Origin of the sequence: Odoribacter lunatus, from assembly GCF_943193135.1 — a bacterium.
In the GTDB taxonomy this organism is placed as follows: Bacteria; Bacteroidota; Bacteroidia; order Bacteroidales; family Marinifilaceae; genus Culturomica; species Culturomica lunata.
Window position 1 is genome coordinate 33,281 of the sequence record NZ_CALPCZ010000017.1, and the last position, 22,259, is coordinate 55,539.

Sequence of the window (22,259 nt, forward strand, 5' to 3'; positions counted from 1 at the left end):
AAGCATTCACGACAAATATATCTGTTTTTGGTTAAAAAAGAGTGATATTGATTACATTTGTCATATAAACGTGTAAAAAACGTATGCTTGGGGAGAAATACGAAATAAGAAGGAAAAATGTTTAATCTTTTAAGTGTTATTGGTCCTACGGCTTCTGGAAAAACAACGTTGGCAGTACGATTGGCGGCAGAGTTTAAAGGGGAGATAATCAGTGCTGATTCCCGACAGGTATATCGTGGAATGGATATTGGAACGGGGAAGGATTTGGAGGAATATGTGTATGAAGGAAGGCCGGTTCCGTATCATTTAATTGATATTGTGGAGGCTGGATATAAGTATAATGTTTTTGAGTATCAGAAGGATTTTGTTCGGGTATGGGAGGATTGCCGGAGAAGAGGGGTTTTTCCGGTATTGTGTGGAGGTAGCGGGTTGTATGTCGAGGCTGTACTGAAAGCGTATAAGTTGTTGGCTGTTCCGGTGAATAAAGAGTTAAGGGAGAGCTTACAGGGAAAGAATTTGGCAGAATTGACAACTATTTTATCGACTTACAAGAAAATGCATAATACGACGGATGTTGATACGGTGAAACGGGCGTTACGGGCAATAGAAATTGAAGAGTATTACCGGACACATCCGATGGAAGAACAGCATTTTCCGAAACTTCGTCCTTTGATTATAGGAGTGGATGTGGATCGGGAGGTGCGGCGTAAACGTATTACAGACCGATTGCATACACGTTTGCAGAACGGAATGGTGGAGGAAGTGAAAAAGCTACTTGAGGGGGGGCTTGCAGCAGAGGATTTGATTTATTATGGTTTGGAGTATAAATATATTACGCTATATCTGACAGGAAAATTGAACTATGGAGCTATGATAGAGCAATTGAATGTTGCCATACACCAATTTGCCAAACGTCAGATGACCTGGTTCAGGAAGATGGAAAGGGATGGAATGGAAATCCATTGGGTGGACGGTGGATTGGCTTTGGAAGAAAAAGTGGAGCAAATAAAGAATTTGTTAAAATAAACGTCTTATTCTTCTGTTTCTTCCATGGTCCAAGTTGCTAAGATGTTATCTACCAGGAATTGTTTTTCATCAGTGGTGTCAATGGTCTTGATTTCTTTGAGAAGTTGTGTTTTCTTTTCTTGGTTTATATGATTTAGGTTCTCTAATATAGTGGCAGCTTCTAAGGCTACTATAAAATCGTCATCTTTGAGAATCTTAACAAATTCTTCGGCATAGTCGGAAAAGTCGAGGGAGGATTCCCAGCAAATTCGGAGAAAAAGGGATTTACAAGCAGGTTGTTGGGTGTTTTTTATCCGATTCATTAAGAGAGATATGAATCCGTTGTCTTTTATATCCGCCAACAAATTGACAATGGTTGTTATGTCATGGTGGTCATTGATAGACGATAAATAATCTAATAAAGAAGGAATTATTGAAAGATCACCTTCGTTTTTGATTTTTTCTGTAACCTCTTTTCGTATTTCCGGATTTTCGCTATTCAGCTGTTTGAGAATTTCCTCGTTGTTTTCCATAAGATGTTTGGGAGTAAAAAAAAGAGCGTTATTAACGCTCTTTTGAGTTTTTATTTTTCTTCCTCTTCTTTTTCTTTGTTTTCGTTTCCTTTGACTCTCGGATGGTACTTATTGATTGTTTCTTTTAAGTAGTTATTATCGAGATGTGTATAAATTTCCGTGGTTAAGATGGATTCATGTCCTAACATGTCCTGTACGGCTCTTAAGTCGGCACCTCTTGTAACTAAATGAGAAGCAAAAGAATGACGGAACGTATGGGGAGATACGGCTTTTGTAATGTGAGCCCGTTCTGCCACATGCTTAATAATGTTGAATACCATTACCCGGGATAAGGAGGTTCCCCGTTTATTCAAGAACAAGATGTCCTCATATCCTTTTTGAATATCGAGATAGCTACGATATCCTTTCATATAAAGTTTGATTTCCTGTTTGGCATTCTTGCTTAATGGAATTATACGTTCTTTGTTTCCTTTTCCTTCAATTCTGATGATTCCCATCCGGAAGTTGATATTGGATATTTTAACACTGATTAATTCCGAAACCCGAAGTCCGCAGGAATATAGAGTTTCAACAATAGCTTTGTTACGTTGGCCTTCCGGTTTATACATTTCTACGGCATTCAGGATTGCATCGACTTCCTCTACGGTAAGTACACTGGGTAACTTACGTCCGATTTTTGGGGCTTCAAGCAATTTGGTCGGATTGTTTTCCAATATTCCGTCGTATACTAAAAATTTGAAGAAAGAACGGATGCTTGAGATGCTTCTGGCCTGGGTACGGTGGGTTACTCCCATATCGCTGACAAAGCTCAGATAATCTTTTAGTAAGTCATAAGATACTTTCTCAATATCTTTTTGCTTGTGATTGTCTTCACAAAATTTGGCCAATTTGCGAATATCATTTAAATAGGCTTCTACTGAATTTGCTGACAATGATTTTTCAAGAATCAAGTAAGTCTTGTAATTTTCAATTGCATTTTCCCAAGTCATTTCCTGTTGTTTTATAAGTGTAATAAATTTAATATATCTTCGCTGAAAAATAGCAAAATGCTTTAACTTGCGGATAAAGGTATATATTTTTGTGTAAATAATAGATAATTTTGGAGGATTTAATTTAATTATTTCGATAATTTCTTTTTGAATATTATTCTATGTGCTATGTAAAACATTGAATTTAAATATATTATAAAGATATGAATAATGAAGGAGTAAAGAAGATTTTAATATTGAATGGGCCTAATCTTAATTTAGTTGGCATGCGTGAACCTGCTATATATGGAGAGGAAACGTTTGAAAATTATCTGGAATATCTATCTGGAAAGTATAAATGTGTCAATATTGAATATTTTCAATCCAATATTGAAGGAGTCTTGATAGATAAAATTCATGAGGTCGGATATACGTATGATGGTATTGTTTTGAATGCAGGGGGATATACCCATACCTCTGTAGCTATTGCGGATGCTGTTGCTGCTGTTGCTGCTCCTGTCGTTGAGGTGCATATTTCTAATACGGCGGCAAGGGAGGCTTTTCGGCATTGTTCATTTCTTTCACCGGTGTGTATGGGAACAATAACTGGTTTCGGCTTGAATTCGTATGAATTGGGTATACAGGCCTTATTGGCAAATCGGGAATGAAAATTTTGTTGTAAAGATTGATAAATTGGAATTATGAAACGGACAAAAATTGTAGCTACTATTTCGGATAAACGATGTGATGTTGAATTTTTACGTGAATTGTATGAGGCTGGAATGGATGTGGTGCGTCTTAATACGGCTCATCAGACATTGGATGATGCCATGAAAGTGATACGGAATGTGCGGGAAGTGTCGAATAAGATACCTTTACTAATTGATACGAAAGGCCCGGAAGTAAGGACGAGAATGGTTACGGAGCCAATGCAGGTGAAAAAAGGGGAGATTATTTATGTAACAGGGGAGGAAGGGCTTACTTCCGAGAAAAAGTTGATACATGTTTCTTATGACCATTTTGTGCAAGATATAAAAATTGGTGATAAGATTTTGATTGATGACGGAGACATAGAATTTATTGTCAGGAATAAATATGCTGACCGTCTTGAATTGGAGGCAACGAATGCAGGGATTGTAAAAGACCGAAAGAGCGTAAATGTACCGGGTTCGACAATGAAATTGCAGTCGTTGAGTGAGAAAGATCGCACTTTTATTGATTTTGCTATTGAAAATCATCTTGATTTTATTGCACACTCTTTTGTGCGTAATAAAGAGGATGTGATAGGAATTCAAAAAATATTGGATGAGGCGCATAGTAATATAAAAATCATTGCTAAGATTGAAAATCAGGAGGGGGTGGATCATATTGATGAAATATTGGATCATGTTTATGGGGTGATGGTCGCTCGGGGAGATTTGGCGATAGAAATTGATGCGGAAAAGATACCCGGAATTCAGCGTTATATAGTCAATAAGTGTATAGAGAGTAAGAAGCCTGTTATTATTGCTACACAGATGCTTCATACTATGATAGAGCATCCCCGTCCTACGCGGGCGGAGGTCAGTGATATTGCGAACGCTGTTTTTATGGGAACGGATGCTGTCATGTTAAGTGGGGAGACGGCTTATGGTGATTATCCGCTGGAAGCTGTAAAGGTTATGAACAAGGTGGCTGCGGCTAATGAATCGGTTACACCTTCGGATTCAAACAGAAATTTGGTTCGGATTAATAATGAGGTAACAGCGGCTCTGGCACGGGTGGCAGTCCGGGTTACGGCGATATTGCCCATAAAGGCTGTCGTTGTGGATACATTGAGTGGTCGGACGGCTCGTTATTTGTCGGCTTTTCGGGGAGGTTTGCCTGTATATGCCCGTTGTTATAATGAAAAAGTGATGCGGGAGTTGGCCTTGTCTTTCGGTGTGGTTCCTTATTATACGGAAAAACCGTGTTCTCGGGATGAATTTATTCGGGATATTCCGCAAGTATTGTTGGCATCCGGTTATTCCAAAGAAGACTATATTGTTGTAGTCGGAGGTAGTTTCGGTCCGGCAAGAGGTGCCTCTTTTATGGAAATTTGTAAGATTAGTGATATTTGTTAGGATAATCTTTTTAATATTTATGGCTGTGGCGGTGTGTATTTAAGAAAAATATTCTATGTTTACACAAGAAAAATAAAAGCGTGTAATAGTAAAATGGATTTTTAATTGATAGTTATGGTAAAGAGTATTTTATTGGCCTTGTTTGTCGGGCTTGGTGTTATGGTGTGTGCTCAGCAAAAGAGCTTCTGGAAAGAGGATTTCTCTTCGGGAAAGTTACCTAACGGTTGGATTATTGTGGATTCTACGGGTGCGGAGGGGCATACTTATGAATGGATGCTGACGGATCAGCCTTATCCCGGTTCTTTTCAGTTTGAGCAGCAGGCGCCGCCTATTGCTTCCGTGAGCCGGGGGTATCACATGCAATATCGTCCTGGAGTTTTTACCGGAGAGGAGATTACCAAGTGGAATCAAAAAAAGCAGTATCCGCAAGGGTATTTTCAAACTGCAGCTATTGACTGCCGGAATAAGAAAGATGTGGTACTGAAGTTTCAGCATGTTTTTCGTTGGAATGACTGGTTTACCAAAAAAGGAAAGGGATTGTGGGTTGGTGTTAGTAATGATGGTAAGACGTGGAAAGAATATGATGTATTAGGGGGGCGTCCTGCTTCAACGAATATGCATGAGCCTATTACAGAAGAGATTAATATATCGGAAATAGCTGCCGAGCAGGAAAAGGTTTATATCCGTTTTTTCTGGAAAGGCATATTTTCATGGTATTGGATGGTAGATGATATTGAATTAACGGAACCCTATGCGCAGGATATTGCTTTATTGAATTTGGATTCTCATCGTTCGGAAGGGAATGAGTTTACGGCGCATGATACATTAAAAGTCAGAATAAAGAATATGGGTTCTCAATCTGTAAATGAGGATTTTGATGTGCGGGCGTTGTTTAATGACGGGCGTCAGTTGAAGGCGACGGTAAAAGCTTCCGTAAAGCCTTTGGAAAAACAGGAGGAGCGATTGCTTGTGTTTCCGCCGGTGGATTTGACACAACAGGGCTCGCATAAAATTACATTTGAAATTCTGTATGCGAAAGATCAGAGAAAGGATAACGATGTGTTAAACGTACATTTATATGCTGCCAAAATGTCTTTGGGAAAAGTAACCGGTTTTAAAAAGTTGAATAAACATGAATTTGAATTTGTTTCCGGTTATGCGAAAGTGAAACTGATGTTTTATCGGGATGATATATTCCGTATTTGGCTTGCTCAAGATAATGAGTATACGAATCCTGCTGCGGATGCTATCGTGGTGGATTATTCAGTTAAAAATCCCAAAGTGGCGGTAAGTGAAAATGGCCATTACTATAAATTTGCTACTCCCCAGTGCGTAGTCCGTGTTTATAAAAATCCGTTGCGTTTTGCGATGTATGATAAAGATGACCGTAAGATGCTGTTTGAAGAGAAAGAGCCGATTTCTTTTGGTTCTAAAACTTCTCAGATGTTGAAGCGGGGAGGGAAAGAGTATTTTTACGGAGGAGGAATGCAACAAGGGCGTTTTTCACATGCGGGAACAGAATTGGATATTGCTGTTACCGGTTGGCAGGAAGGTGAAGCCTCCAATCCTGCCCCCTTTTATATGTCGTCCAATGGGTACGGAGTATTCAGAAATACATTTGCACAAGGGAAGTATGCTTTTAACGGAGAGGAAACTAAACCGACGGAAGAAGGGATGAAAACAGCTTATTTCAGTACCTTGACGCATGATGAGAATCGTTTTGATGCTTTTTATTTCTATGGCCCCGGTTTAAAGGATATATTGGGAGATTATACGACAATGACCGGAAAACCTTTTATGCCGGCTCAATGGATGCTGACAATGGGAGATGCCGATTGTTATAATAAACCCGAACAGCGCGTGGGATGGAAACAGCAGACTCCCGATGTTATAACCCAGATTGCCGACAAATATGTAGAACATGATATGCCGAGAGGTTGGATTTTGCCTAATGACGGTTACGGGTGTGGGTATGTAAAATTGGATTCTGTTGTGAAAGAGTTAAAGAAGAGGGGATTCTATACGGGACTTTGGACGGAAAACGGGGTAGATAAAATTGCTTATGAGGTAGGTACCTGTGGAACCCGTTTGTGTAAATTGGATGTGGCTTGGGTTGGTGCCGGTTATGAGTTTGCGCTGAATGGAACGAAAGCGGCTTACGAAGGTATACAGAACAATACGAATGAACGTGGTTTTGTTTGGTCGGTATGCGGTTGGGCTGGAACTCAGCGTTATTCTACCGTGTGGAGTGGGGACCAGGTTGGGGATTTCGATTATATCCGCTATCATATTCCGACAGTAACGGGAGCGGGATTGTCTGCATTTAATGCGGCGACCAGTGATATTGACGGGATTTTTGGCGGTTCGGCATTTACCTATACACGTGATTTGCAATGGAAAGTATTTACACCGATTATTATGACAATGAGCGGTTGGGCTCCCGTGGACAAACAACCTTGGTTATACGGACATCCTTATGAAGAGATTAACCGGAATTATCTGAAATTAAAAATGCGTTTGATGCCGTATGCTTATACTTATTGCCGTCAGGCTCATGAAACCGGAGTGCCGATGGTACGGGCTATGGTGCTTGAGTTCCCGCAAGATGAGGTTACTTACGATACAGCTACGCAATATCAGTTTATGAGTGGAGAATGGATGATGGTAGCACCAGTGTATAAACGGGGAGACTGGCGGGGTACGTGTCAGCGTGAGAACATATATTTTCCTGCCGGAACATGGTATGATTATTGGACAGGAGAGGCTTATGAAGGAGGGAAATGGTTGGATAAATACAAGGCAAGTTTGGCAACGTGTCCCGTATTTGTGCGTGAAGGGGCTATCATTCCGATGTATCCGGATATGAATTACGTTTGGGAGAAACCGGCGGATGTTCTGACACTTGATTTGTATCCGTTCGGGCAAACCTCTTTTGATATGTATGAAGATGACGGCTTAACAAGGGATTTTGAAAACGGGAAATTTGCCCGCACATTAATTTCTGTTTCTGCACCTACCGATAAAAAAGGCAATGTAACTGTGACTATAGGAAAAGCCAGGGGAGATTATGAAGGACGTCTGAAAGAACGTGTATATGTTTTACAAGTGAAAGCGGAAGAAGCTCCGGTTGAAATCCTGCATAACGGAAAATCTTTGCCGGCAGTGTCGGTTGGTGAATTTGAAGAGGGAAAAATAGGATGGTGTTTTAATCCCGAGGAGAAGAAGGGACGGATACATGTACGTACGGAGAAAGTTTCGACCGATAAAGAACAGGTGCTTCAGATTTGTTATTGAATATGATTCCGGTTACCAAACATACAGAGCAAATCAAGATTTATAATCATTATACGAATTATAAGGGACGTTTATTTATAAAGACCTTGTGTGATTTGTTTAATGATGTGGCGGAGAGGCAGACGGAAACCTTGGGCGTGGATGTGAATACGCTGAATAAACAGGGACAGACATGGATGTTGCATCGTCTGCATATTCAGATTTTCAAGATGCCTCACAAAGAAGAGACGGTGATATTGGAAACATGGCCTTCGGGGATAGAGCGTTTGTTTGCTTTGCGTGATTACCGGATGTTGCGTCAGGATGGAGAAGTACTGGTCAATGCCACTTCGGAATGGATGTTGATTGATTTGAAGCGGAGAAGACCGTTGAGACAGACGCAGGAAATAGTTGAGATGAGTACCGGTCACCGGATTGAAAAAATAACACTGCCTCCTTTGCTACAAGAAAAGGAAAGAATGTTACGGATGACGGAAGGGCGTTTGTTTCCGGCAACTTTTGACAACATAGATTTTAATGGTCATGTTACACAGGCTTCTTATATGCGGTGGCTGACAAATTCCCTGCCGTTTGATTTTTTGAGAAATCATATTCTTACGGAGGTGGAGGTGGTATATGAGCATGAGATAATGCCGGATACTGACATTTATTCGTATTATCAGATAGAACAGGAGGGAGAAGAAATCGTGATTGCTCATCAGATAAAGGATGAAACAGGGGAAAAGCTGCATTGTGTGGCGAAAAGTGTATGGAAGCCGCATGCCGACAGTAAGTTTGCGGAGGAATAGAAAATAATTGATGGTGTATGTAATTTATAAAGTATGGTATCCCGTAGAGATTTTTTGAAAAAAGGCGGTTTGGCGATGATGGCGGCCGCAGTGGGTACTACGCCTCTAAAGGCGGTAGCACAAGCAATAAATGGTGAAAAAGAATTTGTCAGTAACCGTCCTTTGCCGGCAAACCGGCGTTTTATGTCCAAGGCCGTGGAAGAGGTCATTGAGTCGGTAAAAAAGCAATTGACGGATCCGAAGCTGGCTTGGATGTTTGAGAATTGTTTTCCCAATACATTGGATACGACTGTTGATTTTCAGATGAAAGACGGGCGGCCCGACACATTTGTGATAACAGGAGATATCAATGCGATGTGGTTGCGGGATTCCGGTGCACAGGTATGGCCTTATCTGCCGTTGTGCAAGAAAGATGAGCAACTGCGGTTGTTGATTGCCGGCGTGATAAATCGGCAGACCAAGTGTATTTTGCTTGATCGTTATGCCAATGCCTTTACGCATGGGGCGGAGTCTAGTGAATGGAAATCTGATTTGACGGAGATGAAGCCTTATATACATGAAAGGAAATGGGAGGTGGATTCATTATGTTATCCGGTCAGATTGGCTTATAATTATTGGAAAACAACGGGGGATACTTCCGTTTTTGATAAGGAATGGCAACGGGCGGCACAGTTGATTTATCAGACATTTACGGAACAGCAGCGTAAGAAAGATAAGGGACCCTATCGTTTTCAGAGACGTACGGAAAGGAAATCGGACACCTTAACCTGTGACGGTTGGGGACAGCCGGTAAAGCCGGTCGGTTTGATTGTTTCTTGTTTCCGGCCTTCGGACGATTCTACGGATTTGGGATTCCTGATACCTTCTAATCTATTTGCTGTAAAATCTTTGCGGCAATTGGCCGAAATATGGGATAAAGTGATTGGGGAAAAAGAATCGGCAGCACGGTGCAGAGAATTGGCGGACGAAGTAGAGCAGGCTGTCAGGAAATATGCGGTAGCTCGTCATCCTCAACATGGCAAAGTATATGCTTTTGAAGCGGATGGTTTTGGTAATACGCTTTTTATGGATGATGCGAATGTACCTAGTCTTTTGGCATTGCCTTATTTGGAATGTGTGTCTGAAAATGATGAGGTTTATAAAAACACCCGTCGTATGGTATGGAGTGACAGCAATCCGTATTTCTTCAAAGGAAGTGCAGGTGAGGGGATAGGCGGACCTCATATCGGATACGATATGGTGTGGCCGATGAGTTTAATAATGAAAGCTATAACAAGCAAAGATGATGCGGAAATCCGGAATTGTGTTCGTATGCTTCGGGATACGGATGGAAATACTGGATTTATGCACGAGTCTTTCCATAAGGATAACGCCTCCAAATATACCCGTCGTTGGTTTGCATGGGCGAATACGCTTTTCGGAGAATTGATATTGAAATTAGTGAACGAGGGAAAAGTTGGCCTCTTGAATAGTTTGTAGGATGCAGAAAACAGTCACAGTCCCTTTTATGCTTTTAGGCGTACTCTTCAATGTATGCCTGATTACGTCCAATCTTTTGGAAACGAAAGTTATACAGGTTGGAGGGATTACGGCTACGGCCGGGTTAATTGTTTTTCCGGTATCATATATTATCAATGATTGCATCGCGGAGGTTTGGGGATTTAAAAAAGCACGGTTGGTTATTTGGTCAGGATTTGCCATGAACTTTTTGGTCGTGGCTTTTGCTCAATTGGCCATAATGCTTCCTGCGGCGTCTTTTTGGACGGGAGAGGCGGGATTTAATTTTGTCTTTGGCATGGCACCCCGTATAGTGGTTGCCAGTCTTTGTGCTTTTTTGGTCGGCTCTTTTCTGAACGCTTATATCATGAGTCGGATGAAAATAGCTTCCCGGGGACGCCATTTTTCTTTGCGGGCAATTGTTTCAACAATAGCGGGAGAGAGTGCGGATTCTATCCTCTTTTTTCCGATTGCTTTTGGAGGAATTATTCCGGTAAGGGAATTGTTAGTCATGATATTTACCCAGGCTCTTTTGAAATCGTTTTACGAAGTATTGGTATTACCGCTGACAATCAGAGTCGTGCGTCTGATAAAAAAGGTGGAAGGTACGGATGTATACGATACGGATATTTCGTATAATGTATTGAAGGTAAAGGACGTGTGATAAAAAATGTATAAATAAACCGTGTCGGATATTTTCGACACGGTTTTGATTTTATTCTTCTATGGGTTCAAAATCTTCTTTCCCGACTCCGCATAAGGGACATACCCAATCATCCGGCAGGTCTTCAAAAGAAGTACCCGGTTCAATACCACTATCCGGATCTCCTACGGCCGGATCGTAGATATAATTACATACTGTGCAGATGTATTTTTTCATGATGTAAGATTTAGAGATAATGAATTATTGCATGATATTTCCGGTTGTGTCGATATCTATTTTTACCTCTTTGTTGCCCGATTCCAGTTCAAAACGGTAATAGGAAATTGCCGGTGTTTCATAGAAGTCAATATCGTCAATCGCATAATCCTTGTATTGAGAGGCTGATAAAGCATCCATTACATTTTGGGGCACGTTTGAGCGAAGAACTTCATATTTGGTATACACCCATTCATTTTTATTATTGAAAACGACTTCTTTGGCTTTGTTGTTTTCGTCAAGAATGTCTACTTCTAAATTGCCGTTTTCGATTTCGTATTCGATAATGCGGGCATTCGGATAATGCTCTTGTATAAAACTCTTTACAGAAACGGGAAGATTATTGGTCAGATGGTCTTCGGGTTTGGAATGGTCATCGGTTACGGTTTTAACCAAAATACCTTCTTCCGAATAATACAAATCTATTTCCTGTTTGCCTTGTTCTACTTCAATGATATAGACGGGTTCACTGTCCGGCCGTTCCACTTTGTCTACGTCATCCACTTTCCATGCAGCGTATTCGCTGTTTCTGAATCCTTCTTGTACTTTTGCCGGTAAGGCAGCAATGGTTTTAAGTTCTGTTTCGGTCATATACCATCCGCCGGAATGATCAAACCAAGCGTGTACTTCTTGATTGTTAAGCCGAAATTCGGCGACGCGATAAATACCTTTCTTTTCCCAGGATATCCGGGTGGCATTGGGGTATTTTGCTGCGAGAGCTTCTTCTAATTCTTGGGTAGGTTTGTAATTGTCGTCATCACTGCAGGCAAAGAGACTTAATGAGCCCAAAATTACAGCTAATAATAAAAATTTCAGTTTCATAGTTTTTGTTGCATTAGTTATTGTTTTGTTATTTTATTACGTTTTATTCTGGATATTGTTCTGTAAGATACTTCTTGTACATTTTGGGGATGTAAATTTAGAAAAAATTGAACAATTCGGATTGCGGGAACTATTTTTCATTTTGGGAAGGATGAATAATATTCTTCCAGAAATTCTTGAGTTCCAGCAGGAGATATTCTATCCAGACCATAAAAATACCGATGCCGGCCCCGACGGCTGCTTCACTGAAACGTAAAAGACCGTTTTCCCACGGTGGTAAATGAGGATATTCCAGACTGGTAATTAAAATAATAACCAGCGTAATAGTGGCCATTTTGCCGTTATCAGGGACTTTTATGACCATACAGATAATTTCCACAATGAAGACTGCAAGCAGCATGCCGGGAACGGAAAAAGAGTATAAAGTTAGGTAAATCCAGGCGATAAAAGCACCGATAAAAGTTCCTAAAACCCGAAGCCAGCCGGTATGGAGCGAATTCTTTAAATCCCTTTCCTGCAATACAACAATAGCGGAGGTACAGGCCAGAATCGCACCGATAGCTCCAGATTGTTCATGGAGACGTTTGGTGACAAATGAGCCGAAAAAATAGGCTAACAGCACAGCCGTGCATTTTAATACGGCTATACCGGGGTGTATACGTTGAATAATTTCTTGTAAGTGCATAATTTAAAACTTGATGCTGATAATACGGATGAAACATACTTTAGTTGCATGACCTTGGAAAATGTAGCTCCCCATATATAAGGAGACAAGCGAATAAAAAACTTTGTTTTTTACCTTGAAATGGGGATTGTACGACAGCTGAATCAGTACTATTTTTGTTTCATCATAAGTACTGAATTGTTGATTAATATCTTTGAAAAGAGCCGCAAGGGGGAAACCTTTGGGGCTCTTTTCTTGGGTGTCTTATTACCGCTTGTCTTATGGCTATCTTTGGGGTAATTCGGCTATAGAGCCGTTTTTCTTGAAATAATTATGAAAGAAAAGCAATTGATACTCTATGGCATTCTTCCAGTACTTCCCGTTATGGGCACCCGGTCGGATAATAAAATCATGGGGAATATGATAATAAAGCAGCTTTTCGTGCAATGCTTTATTCACTTCATAGAAAAAATCTTCGCTTCCGCAATCAATGATAAGTGCGGGTTGTCCTAACGGGGCAGGATAGGGGATTTGATTTATAACGGTATGCGCATCCCAGCTCTCCGGATTTTTATAATATTCTCCCAATTGTTGTTTCATATCCCATCTGTTCGGGAAAGGGCGTATATCCACGCCACCGCTCATGGAACCGGCGGCACCGAAAATATCGGGATGGCGGAAAGTAAGCCACAAAGCTCCGTGGCCGCCCATGCTGAATCCTGCAATAGCCCTGGATTCCCTTACCTTGCCGGTTGCATAGTGGGCATCGATATAATTTGTTAATTCCTGGCTGACATAAGTCTCATACCGGCTTTCCGGATTGACGGGGCTGTCCCAATACCAGCTTTTGGCACCGTCGGGACATACAATGATAACATTATAAAGGGAGGCCAATTCGGGAAGATTGGTATGAACATTTTTAAGCCACGTATCATAGCGGCCGCCGAAACCGTGCAGCAGATAAACGGTAGGGTAAGTCCGGTTTTTATCCTTTCCGTAGCTTTCCGGCAGAATAAGGACATTTTTAATTTCCTTATTCATGGATGGACTGTAAATATTGATAGTATCAACATTTTGTGCCTGAACAGACAGGCAAACAGACAACAACAGAATAAATCCTAAAAAACGTGTTCTCATATCTTTATTGAATAATTACTTTTCCTCCGGGTAGTACCGCTTCAATTGTATTGTCATACATCGCATTACAGGTAATGGCGGGTTGAGTGAACATACCGGGGAAAGCCGCATTGAAGCGGAATTTGAAAATTTTCGTTTGTCCTTGTTTCAGACCAAAATAAATATAATAGCGGTCGTCCCGGATATCTGCGTAATCCGCTTCTTTAAAAGCGGTGATATTACCTGTCAGCCGGTCATTGATAATCTCAAAGCCGGAGGGAAGCAGATAGGATAGGGCGAGATTCTGGTAGGTACCGGTGATACCGGTATTTTGAATACTGATTTCCGCCGTAATATCCGTACCCTGTTTTATTTCTGTCAGGTCAATCGGATGACCTGCACCGTCATAATAACGGGTTTGCATATTCAGACCCGACATCAGGCGTTTGCTCACTACATGATAGGGAGCGGAAGAAGAAATCAGACGGGCATACACCTGGCTTTGGCTCTTATTGGTAACCTCTGCGGCTGCCTTTTCCTTGGTAATGGGAACTTCCTGTTGGTAAACAGTACGCTCCAACATCACTTTTTGCGTTTTATTATTCACTTTTATCGACAAATCCACATCGTCCAATTTGCCTACAAAATGTTGAACGTAATCACATACAGCCAATAAAGCGAAAGCCGTGGTTTGTGTACTCATCCACTCATCGGAACTAAGGGATGTACATATTTTTTCCAACATCCGGAAAGCCTCATTCGGCATATCCAGCTGTACCATAGCCTGAAGCATAATCGCCTGGTCTCTCGTTGTGGAGCCGAAAGTATACCCTGTTTGACGGTAAGGAGCCACCTCCGTCGTAATATTCCGGACAAGATTGCGGGCCGTGTTCGGATGATTGCTTACGGCATAAGCCGACGCCAACAGCCACACAGCCGTATTGTCCATCGGCGTAACTTCCTTCATCCGGTTCATAGCGGCAAGATTGGCTTGCCCGGCTAAAGCAAGTACATACAGGCGGTAGCCTTGATTCATAGCGTCATAAGCACTGCCGATACGGGCATGGTTGGCAGCCGTCTTCAGATAATTCAAATCATTTTGTAACAGCGAAGCTGGCACCTTATAGCCCAATTGTTGGGCGGTGAGCAGAAAATGGGCGACATAGCTGCTGACCCATTCGGACGTATAGGGCTCTCCCGGCCAGTAAGCGAAACCGCCCTCTTTCGTTTGGTACAGGCTGAGCCGGTTAATAACAGTCTTCACATGCTCCTCAATCTGCGCTTTTTGTTTGGGTGTCAAATTGACAAGTTGGTTCAGCGTCAGTTGCGGGAATACAGCCGACGTAATCTGCTCGGCACAACCGTGCGGATAAGTAATGAGCTCCTCCAGACGTTCAGCCAGATTAAGCGGAGGTATTGTCGTAATCTCCAACGTAGCTTGCGGGTTAGCGCCGGCAACGGAAGCTTTGAACTCATAACTCTCGCCGGGCTTCAGCATACGGGATTGTACCTCCGTAATCGGGGGATTGGGAACACGCACCTCGGCTTGTTCTTTCAATACGGATTGTTCCTTCTCCGAGCGGGCGGTGAATTGCAGGGTAGCTGTCCCCGTAGTTTCCTGTACACACAATTTAAACCACAACAGATTTTCCCCTTTCTCCGGGAACCTTGTTTGTTGCTTTGTTTGGCCGAGTACCTTGATTTTATCATTTGTCGTCAATTCGACATCCACCTGTCGGATACTGTTATCCATGGCAAAAACAGTCAAAGGAATATCAAGAGTATCGCCGGGTGTAAAAGTACGGGGCAGGGCAACCGAAAGCATCAGCGGTTTTTTCACCAAGGCCGATGCGGAGGTGGAACCGTATTGGCCCTCATTCGTAGCGGCAACGACCATGGCTCTGACTTCTCCGATATACTCCGGCATACGGAAAGTAAGCGTCTGCTTCTCGCCTTTTTTCAAATGGAAAGGGCCTTTGAACAGTACGACCGGTTTAAACCGATTATTCTTTTCGTCTTGCATAGACTTTATCGCCTCGTCGCCACCTATGGCAAAAGCCTTTTCAAGCCGTGCACCGTAAGCGCCGAAGACAAAATCATAAAAATCCCAAGTCCGGACACCCAAAGCCTCTCTTGCATAAAATGCAGGGAACGGCTGGGGAGTACGGAACGAAGTAATGGAAAGCAAGCCTTCGTCTACAATAGCTACGGTATAATCCATCTCTTGCTTGTTCTCCTCACTGACGGTAATTCGGAAATCCTCTTCCGGACGCAATTCCGCCGGTAACTTAATAACAGGTTTCAGGTGAAGAGAAGGATCCTCTATATTGATATTGAGAATACCGTACATACGGATAGGGTGGTCATTGTCGCGTTGTTCTTGCGGTTGAATCAACGTGACAAAAACATACACATTCGGGCACATACCGCTGGTCGCCTCAAACTCAAACCAAGTCGTACCTTCTTGTGTCTCGATACGGCGGATATCCTTAAAAGAGGTCCCGTTTTCGAGGCTCACGATAGCAACACCCTGTCGGGAAGAGGGAATCCGGATACGCACTTTTTCTCCCGTTTTGTAAGATTTCTTATCCGTGGAAAGGTTCAGCACCGTGGCGGTTTCACTGTTTTCGCTATTCACCCACGAACCGAAATAGGCGATTTTGCTCGTGGTATGTCCCGATGCTTTATTGGTTGCGATAATGCAATAACGGCCATACTCCCCGATATGCAGGTCGGTGGAAAAACTGCCATTGACAGCCGTTACATTTTTCTCGAACACCAGATTGTCAAAAGAGCGGTTGATATAAGCCCCCGGGGAATTATTCTCGGCATCCCACCACCAGCGCCAGGTTGTTTTGTACACCCGGATATTCACGGTTGTCCGGGTCGTTGTCTTTTCTCCGTCCGGCCGAAGCACAACCCCGTTTAACTTCACATTCTCTTGGGTCGGGAACCAGTTGTCATCCGTATCCGGCAAGCGGATGCCGGTATATAGTGAATAAGGCGAATATTTGACTGATTGGCTTGAAATGCTGAAATCCCCGCCGTCCTCAAAAATACGGGTCGTAAACGTGGCATGGAGCATACCCGGCGCATTCTCTGTTTTGATTTGATTCACATCAAACGAGAAATCTCCCGCCGCATTCGTCGTCCCGTCGAACAGCGTCTCCACATAAGGCTCAAATCCCGAAGTGATATTTTGGAACCAATAATCGGGATAATTCTTAAAATTATAATTCGCGGTATATAACCGTACTTCCGTAATCGCTTTCCGGTTGGGAGCGGAAGCCCCGTTCAGCCAGCGGCTCTTTACTTGAATAACAGACGAGCCCGCCCCTTTGCCGACAATATCATCCTCCGGGAAGAGCATATGAATGCTCAAGCGGTTTGGCTTTATTGTCTCGATACGCAAAGTTTTGGAGAAAACCGAACCTCCGATTTTAACAAGGGCTTTCCAATAACCCGTCGGAGCATCTGCCGGAGTAGAAAACTTAAAGGTATGAATAGGAGAGCTGCACGTCGTACTTTGGCGGGTTTCCACGCAATTCCCTTTCGGATCGATTAATTGAGCCGTAATGGGGTGGCCTGCCGGCAAAACATGCTGTTTGTCCTCCAGAATAAAAGAGAGATAAACATTGTCACCTGGGCGCCATACGCCGCGTTCACCGTAAATAAAACCTTTCAGCCCGGATTGTACATTCTCGCCTCCCACATCGAAATTGCTTAACGACAGACTGTTGGCATCCGATACTTTCAGCCAGGCACGGTCGTTATTTTTGGCAGCCTGAACAATAAACCCTTTACTGCCGGGATTCAGGTAAGCAAAGCCCTGCTTATCCGTTACGGCGGAATCAAGCTTTTGATTTTGGTAATCATATACGCTCACTACACAATTGCCGACCGGCTCGGCGGTAACGATATTATTGACGGCGACGAAATATTTATTGTCGGTACTTCTTTTGGCTAGAATACCCAACGACGTGTTGATAATATTTTTGCTGATAAAACGGCTTCCCGTATAATAGGAATCGCTGCAGGGATTATTGCGTTCGTTCCACTGATAATTGCGGGGATAATAATATCTGTCATAATAGTAACTGTCTCCGTCCCAGTTCTGCGTATAATAATCGGCGTCATCCTCTCCGTCCGAAGCGCACGCCAGTGTCGTATAAGATTTGCGGAAACGGATTTCCACCCGGTAAATAACACCCTTTTCCAACTGGGTCAATTTCGACAAATCGATGGTGAAATCATTCCAGCGGTTCAGATTCAGATGTTCATGCTCCTTCGTCAAATCAATCTTTTTGCGGAAAACAGGACGGGCCGTCTGCATAAGATCACTTTCACCCGTATAATTGTTTTCCTGGAGAAAAAAATTCATATTCTGACGGAATACCTTGATAATCTGAATATCGACGGCTTTTAACGCGACGGCGGAAAAAGGAATGAGCAATTCTCCATCGGCGGGAACAATCACCCCCTTCCCGATGAATTTTACCGCCGGCATGTCCGAAGGCAAAGCAATTACCCGGCTATCGCTTTCACTTAATGCCACACCCTCTGAATTTTGAATCCCCGGGTGCACGGTAACATGCAATTCACTTTGGTCTTCCTTCGGTGTAAAATAAAGAAAAAGAGTATTGCCGGAAATCTTATAGCGGATGTCATCCACTTCCTCTATACTTATCAGCCCGTTTAAATCCTGTTCGGCGGAGATAGCTTCCGAAAAATCAATCCGGACGGAATTACGGTCATCCTGATTGAGACGCATATCCAGAATACCGAATTGCTGGATAGCTGGAATCTGAATCTCAAACTCCTCGTAATTCTTGATTAATTTGCCGAACTTCAATTTCAGGGAGGCAGGCTGTTCGTTCTTGGCTATACCTTTGATTTTAAGTGTATGATTATTCCCCTGGTGGCGCCATTCCTGCTTTAAGCCGGATGATTTCCATTGTACGGATACACTGTTTTCAACCTTTTTCGGTTCCGTATTATCGGAAGTCACAATCGTTGCTTCGTAAGAAAGTGTATCATTATTTTCCGAAATCAGGAATCCGGGAGTAAACGATGCCTGCAACTCCGTAATCTGAAGGGGAAACTCAAAATATTGATACTCTTGGGGAACATCCATAATCACTCCCAGATGAAATTTCACCTGATAAGCCTGTCCGTTTTTGAAAGGTTGGTCGGGAATAAATTCAAGCATCGAAGCGTCGGACAGCGTCAGTTGCCCTTTCACTGCGGGAGAAAACTGTAAAACGGAAGCGGGGAGGACCTCTCCGCTCTGAAATTCGCTCTTGGCTGTACCTTCCAGCCAGATACGGACAGGGGTACCCGAAAGAATCGTACCTGCGGTGTGGCTGTAAATATATTTATTAGTTGCAGCCGATTGCTTATTCTTGGATATACAAGAAACCGACAAAAAAATAACCAGGCAGCAATAACAGAAAAAATATTTATTAAATCGCATGATAATATAGAATTTAAAAACGAAATTAAAAGCGAAATATACGAACGGCAAAATTATAGATTTTTTCTATTTTTGTACACGATTATAAAAATAGAATCCATGAGAATATCAGTTGTTGGTACGGGATATGTCGGGTTAGTATCCGGAACTTGTTTGGCAGAATCAGGTGTCACCGTTACATGTGTCGATGTAAACGAAGAAAAGATAAAGGTATTAAATGACGGGAAAATTCCGATTTACGAACCCGGACTGGCGGAACTGGTAGCGAAAAACCGGGCGGATAACCGTCTGTTCTTTACCACTTCATTGAAAGACTCCTTAAAAGATGCGGATGCCGTATTCATTGCAGTGGGGACGCCTCCGGATGAAGATGGAAGTGCGGATTTGAGTTACGTATTGGGGGTAGCCCGGGAAGTAGGACAACTACTTGACCACTACGCTGTGATTGTGACAAAATCCACGGTCCCCGTAGGCACGAACTTTAAAGTAAAGGAAGCTGTGGCGCAGGAACTGGCAAAACGGAATGCACAAGTGGAGTTTGACGTAGCATCCAACCCTGAATTTTTGAAAGAGGGGGACGCCGTAAACGACTTTATGGCTCCCGACCGGATTGTTGTCGGAGTGGAATCGGAAAAAGCGAAAAAAGTAATGGAACGGCTCTACCATGCCTTCCTGTTGAATAATATACCGTTGCTGGTGATGGACATACCGTCGGCGGAAATGACGAAATATGCCGCCAATTCCATGCTGGCAACCCGTATTTCCTTTATGAACGATGTGGCAAACCTGTGTGAATTGGTCGGGGCAAACGTAGAGGCGGTAAAAAGAGGCATCGGTTGCGATACCCGTATCGGCAAGAAATTTCTGAATGCGGGATGCGGTTACGGAGGTTCTTGCTTCCCGAAAGACGTAAAAGCACTGATAAAAACCGGCGATCGTTACGGATACGGTATGGAAGTACTGAAAGCCGTTGAACGTGTCAATGAAAAACAAAAAGGAATACTTTTCGATAAAGTAATGAAACACTACCGGCAGGATATTCGGGGCAAGCGTTTTGCCTTGTGGGGATTGGCGTTTAAGCCGGCGACGGATGACATGCGTGAGGCACCTGCACTGGTTTTGATAGACAAATTGATAGAAGCGGGTGCTACGGTATGCGCTTTTGATCCGGTGGCCATGGAAGAATGCCGCCGTCGGATCGGCAATAAAATAGAATATGCGCCGACCATGTATGAAGCGCTGAACGGGGCGAATGCCTTGATAGTCGTGACGGAATGGCAGGAATTCAAAGTACCTAAATTCACCTATATAGAAAAAGCCCTGAAAGAAAAAGTGATATTTGACGGGCGTAATATTTATAGTCCTGAACAGATGAAAGAGTTCGGTTATGTGTACTATGGAATCGGAAGATAGGGAGAACAAAGCGGCGTGGCATTTATTATTTATCGTCAATCCGATTTCCGGCGTCGGAGCGGGGAAAAAATTGCCAGACAAAATAAAGGAATTGCCGGAATATCGGGATGTAGCGTATGACATCCGTTTCACGGAATATGCGGGACATGCCCGGACAATCGTTCAGGAAGCCTTACAAAAAGGAACATATACCCATATCGTTGCGGTAGGAGGGGACGGAACAGTCAATGAAGTCGGAACAGCGCTTATGGGAACATCGGTTGCCTTTGCTATCGTCTCTTTAGGCAGTGGAAATGGATTTGCCCGGCATCTGGGCTACTCCGTTCACATGAAAAAAGCATTGAGGCAGGTACTTTCGCACGCTTATGCCCGGATAGATGTGTTGGAAATAAACGGCATTCCTTCTCTGAATGTAAGCGGAGTGGGCTATGATGCCGAAGTAGCTCATGAATTTAACCGTTTCCGGGTCAGGGGAATCATCTCCTATATATGGGCAGGACTCAAACTATGGTTTAATTACACCTCTAAAAACTACCGGATAACCTGTGACCGGGAAGTACACGAAGAAAAATGTTTTATTCTCAGCCTGGCAAACAGCTCTCAATTCGGTAACAACGCTTGCATAGCTCCCCATGCCTCCTTGCGGGACGGATTAATGGATGTATGTTTGTTGCGGCGGCCGAATCTGTTTAAAGTATTCTATTTTCTGTGTTGCTTCATGAACGGCAAAATCGACAGACTGAGTTATTACAAAAACATCCAGTGTCGGGAAGTCATCATCGAGGGGGACATCTCCCATGTGCACATAGATGGAGAAGCGACAGTCATGTCCTCACCCGTATGCGCCAAAATACAGCCCGGCGTCCTCAAAGTCGTCGTCCCTAAATTCTCCCGGTAAAAATTATCGGTTTAGAACATAGCTTATAGAAAGGAATCCTATGGATTATGAGGAGATTTCTATATACTTTCGTATGGATTTCACATCTCTATCGACCATTTTAACCTTTTCTGCTTTTTGAATTTTTTCCTTATATTTGTCCTGTTGTGGCAGAGAGAACTGCCGTAATTGAAATATTATTTTGAAGCGTTTAGCTTTATCCTTGCCTTAGAAATCTGGACAATTTCTTGTACAAAGGGATAACAGTACAAACGTTCACGTTTGCCGTATATACATATTATATATCCGGTCAAGTGTGGGTAACTGTTTATTTTTGTACAGGGAGTCCAGACCCATAAGGCAGATAAACTAAAGTTCCCACGCTTTCTTTTTGTTATAAACCCACCTTTCCGGGAGCTTTCAAGGTGCTAAGTAATTTCTTGATATGAAAAAATTAATCAAGTGTGCCGGAATGCGGTATTTACGGAGGTCATGGGTATTCCTTTCCGTAATGGTTCTTTTCGGTGTCTTTTCCCCGCCTGTTCTCGGTAATAATATCCGGGTAGCAAGTAAACCCCGTGTCGTCAATATCGTCGGCGATACGGCTTTTGTGGAAGTGAATGTTTCATGGGATAATTCGTGGCGGGATGATTTCAACTGGGACGCTGCGTGGGTGTTCCTTAAATACAAAAAGCGGGGCGCCACCGAATCCTGGCATCACGGCTATCTTGCCCGTGCAGGACACGAAGCTACGCCCCAAGCCGGGAATGAAGGCGGCAATTACACCT

General features: G+C 42.9%; 17 protein-coding genes. 10 read left to right on the forward strand and 7 right to left on the reverse strand.

Annotated elements, in window-relative coordinates; all coding sequences use genetic code 11:
- The first annotated feature begins 117 nt into the window (after positions 1-117).
- Positions 118-1,026 (forward strand): tRNA (adenosine(37)-N6)-dimethylallyltransferase MiaA, encoded by a 909-nt coding sequence (gene miaA / locus NFR61_RS07660; protein WP_251622440.1) that lies wholly within the window; start codon positions 118-120, stop codon positions 1,024-1,026.
- Between the two features lie 5 nt (positions 1,027-1,031).
- On the opposite strand, the gene NFR61_RS07665 is transcribed toward miaA, so the two are convergent.
- Together NFR61_RS07665 and xerD are read right to left on the reverse strand one after the other, a co-directional pair.
- Entirely contained in the window at positions 1,032-1,538 is a 507-nt protein-coding gene (locus tag NFR61_RS07665; protein ID WP_251622442.1) for a HEAT repeat domain-containing protein, read from the reverse strand.
- 50 nt (positions 1,539-1,588) lie between these two features.
- Positions 1,589-2,527, reverse strand: a complete 939-nt coding sequence (xerD, locus tag NFR61_RS07670; protein WP_251622452.1) for a site-specific tyrosine recombinase XerD — start codon at positions 2,525-2,527, stop codon at positions 1,589-1,591.
- A 203-nt stretch (positions 2,528-2,730) separates the two neighbouring features.
- Between xerD and aroQ the strand changes: the two genes are divergently transcribed.
- The 6 genes from aroQ to NFR61_RS07700 all read left to right on the forward strand — a co-directional run bounded on the left by aroQ (position 2,731) and on the right by NFR61_RS07700 (position 10,851).
- Positions 2,731-3,174: a type II 3-dehydroquinate dehydratase gene (aroQ, locus tag NFR61_RS07675; RefSeq protein WP_251622457.1), complete on the forward strand. Its 444-nt coding sequence runs from the start codon at positions 2,731-2,733 to the stop codon at positions 3,172-3,174.
- Between the two features lie 30 nt (positions 3,175-3,204).
- Positions 3,205-4,608 carry a pyruvate kinase gene (pyk, locus tag NFR61_RS07680; RefSeq protein WP_420910113.1) on the forward strand — a complete coding sequence of 468 codons (1,404 nt, stop codon included), beginning with the start codon at positions 3,205-3,207 and terminating at the stop codon, positions 4,606-4,608.
- Positions 4,609-4,722: 114 nt separating this feature from the next.
- The gene (locus NFR61_RS07685) at positions 4,723-7,902 is read left to right on the forward strand and encodes a glycoside hydrolase family 31 protein (RefSeq protein WP_251622465.1); all 3,180 of its coding nucleotides are present in this window, start codon (positions 4,723-4,725) and stop codon (positions 7,900-7,902) included.
- A gap of 2 nt (positions 7,903-7,904) precedes the next feature.
- A complete protein-coding gene (locus tag NFR61_RS07690; protein ID WP_251622472.1) occupies positions 7,905-8,690 on the forward strand; it encodes an acyl-[acyl-carrier-protein] thioesterase in 786 nt (261 codons plus the stop codon).
- Between the two features lie 33 nt (positions 8,691-8,723).
- Positions 8,724-10,169, forward strand: coding sequence for a glycoside hydrolase family 125 protein (locus NFR61_RS07695; protein WP_251622481.1), 1,446 nt, complete (start codon positions 8,724-8,726; stop codon positions 10,167-10,169).
- Position 10,170: 1 nt separating this feature from the next.
- Complete coding sequence (locus tag NFR61_RS07700; protein ID WP_251622489.1) at positions 10,171-10,851, forward strand: queuosine precursor transporter; 681 nt, start codon at positions 10,171-10,173, stop codon at positions 10,849-10,851.
- A 51-nt stretch (positions 10,852-10,902) separates the two neighbouring features.
- Here NFR61_RS07700 and rd read toward each other — a convergent pair whose 3' ends face one another.
- The 5 genes from rd to NFR61_RS07725 all read right to left on the reverse strand — a co-directional run bounded on the left by rd (position 10,903) and on the right by NFR61_RS07725 (position 19,181).
- Positions 10,903-11,067, reverse strand: a complete 165-nt coding sequence (gene rd / locus NFR61_RS07705) for a rubredoxin (protein WP_251622491.1) — start codon at positions 11,065-11,067, stop codon at positions 10,903-10,905.
- Positions 11,068-11,091: 24 nt separating this feature from the next.
- Positions 11,092-11,928: a PepSY-like domain-containing protein gene (locus tag NFR61_RS07710; RefSeq protein WP_251622493.1), complete on the reverse strand. Its 837-nt coding sequence runs from the start codon at positions 11,926-11,928 to the stop codon at positions 11,092-11,094.
- A 130-nt stretch (positions 11,929-12,058) separates the two neighbouring features.
- The gene (locus NFR61_RS07715) at positions 12,059-12,613 is read right to left on the reverse strand and encodes an FUSC family protein (protein ID WP_251622495.1); all 555 of its coding nucleotides are present in this window, start codon (positions 12,611-12,613) and stop codon (positions 12,059-12,061) included.
- A gap of 264 nt (positions 12,614-12,877) precedes the next feature.
- Complete coding sequence (locus NFR61_RS07720; RefSeq protein ID WP_251622497.1) at positions 12,878-13,729, reverse strand: alpha/beta hydrolase; 852 nt, start codon at positions 13,727-13,729, stop codon at positions 12,878-12,880.
- Between the two features lie 4 nt (positions 13,730-13,733).
- Positions 13,734-19,181, reverse strand: a complete 5,448-nt coding sequence (locus NFR61_RS07725; protein WP_251622507.1) for an alpha-2-macroglobulin family protein — start codon at positions 19,179-19,181, stop codon at positions 13,734-13,736.
- A 99-nt stretch (positions 19,182-19,280) separates the two neighbouring features.
- On the opposite strand from NFR61_RS07725, the gene NFR61_RS07730 reads away from it, so the two are divergent.
- The 3 genes from NFR61_RS07730 to NFR61_RS07740 form a co-directional block, all read left to right on the forward strand.
- A complete protein-coding gene (locus tag NFR61_RS07730) occupies positions 19,281-20,594 on the forward strand; it encodes a UDP-glucose dehydrogenase family protein (protein ID WP_251622510.1) in 1,314 nt (437 codons plus the stop codon).
- Positions 20,569-21,492 carry a diacylglycerol/lipid kinase family protein gene (locus NFR61_RS07735; protein WP_251622511.1) on the forward strand — a complete coding sequence of 308 codons (924 nt, stop codon included), beginning with the start codon at positions 20,569-20,571 and terminating at the stop codon, positions 21,490-21,492. Before NFR61_RS07730 ends, NFR61_RS07735 begins: the two co-directional genes overlap by 26 nt.
- A 424-nt stretch (positions 21,493-21,916) precedes the next feature.
- A partial coding sequence (locus NFR61_RS07740; protein WP_251622513.1) for a hypothetical protein occupies positions 21,917-22,259 on the forward strand: 343 nt, incomplete at its 3' end.

Coding starts and splice junctions, on each gene's coding strand:
- miaA (WP_251622440.1), top strand. CDS start 118: ATGTTTAATCTTTTAAGTGTTATTGGTCCTACGGCTTCTGGAAAAACA.
- NFR61_RS07665 (WP_251622442.1), bottom strand. CDS start 1,538: ATGGAAAACAACGAGGAAATTCTCAAACAGCTGAATAGCGAAAATCCG.
- xerD (WP_251622452.1), bottom strand. CDS start 2,527: ATGACTTGGGAAAATGCAATTGAAAATTACAAGACTTACTTGATTCTT.
- aroQ (WP_251622457.1), top strand. CDS start 2,731: ATGAATAATGAAGGAGTAAAGAAGATTTTAATATTGAATGGGCCTAAT.
- NFR61_RS07685 (WP_251622465.1), top strand. CDS start 4,723: ATGGTAAAGAGTATTTTATTGGCCTTGTTTGTCGGGCTTGGTGTTATG.
- NFR61_RS07690 (WP_251622472.1), top strand. CDS start 7,905: ATGATTCCGGTTACCAAACATACAGAGCAAATCAAGATTTATAATCAT.
- NFR61_RS07695 (WP_251622481.1), top strand. CDS start 8,724: ATGGTATCCCGTAGAGATTTTTTGAAAAAAGGCGGTTTGGCGATGATG.
- NFR61_RS07700 (WP_251622489.1), top strand. CDS start 10,171: ATGCAGAAAACAGTCACAGTCCCTTTTATGCTTTTAGGCGTACTCTTC.
- rd (WP_251622491.1), bottom strand. CDS start 11,067: ATGAAAAAATACATCTGCACAGTATGTAATTATATCTACGATCCGGCC.
- NFR61_RS07710 (WP_251622493.1), bottom strand. CDS start 11,928: ATGAAACTGAAATTTTTATTATTAGCTGTAATTTTGGGCTCATTAAGT.
- NFR61_RS07715 (WP_251622495.1), bottom strand. CDS start 12,613: ATGCACTTACAAGAAATTATTCAACGTATACACCCCGGTATAGCCGTA.
- NFR61_RS07720 (WP_251622497.1), bottom strand. CDS start 13,729: ATGAGAACACGTTTTTTAGGATTTATTCTGTTGTTGTCTGTTTGCCTG.
- NFR61_RS07725 (WP_251622507.1), bottom strand. CDS start 19,181: ATGCGATTTAATAAATATTTTTTCTGTTATTGCTGCCTGGTTATTTTT.
- NFR61_RS07730 (WP_251622510.1), top strand. CDS start 19,281: ATGAGAATATCAGTTGTTGGTACGGGATATGTCGGGTTAGTATCCGGA.
- NFR61_RS07735 (WP_251622511.1), top strand. CDS start 20,569: ATGTGTACTATGGAATCGGAAGATAGGGAGAACAAAGCGGCGTGGCAT.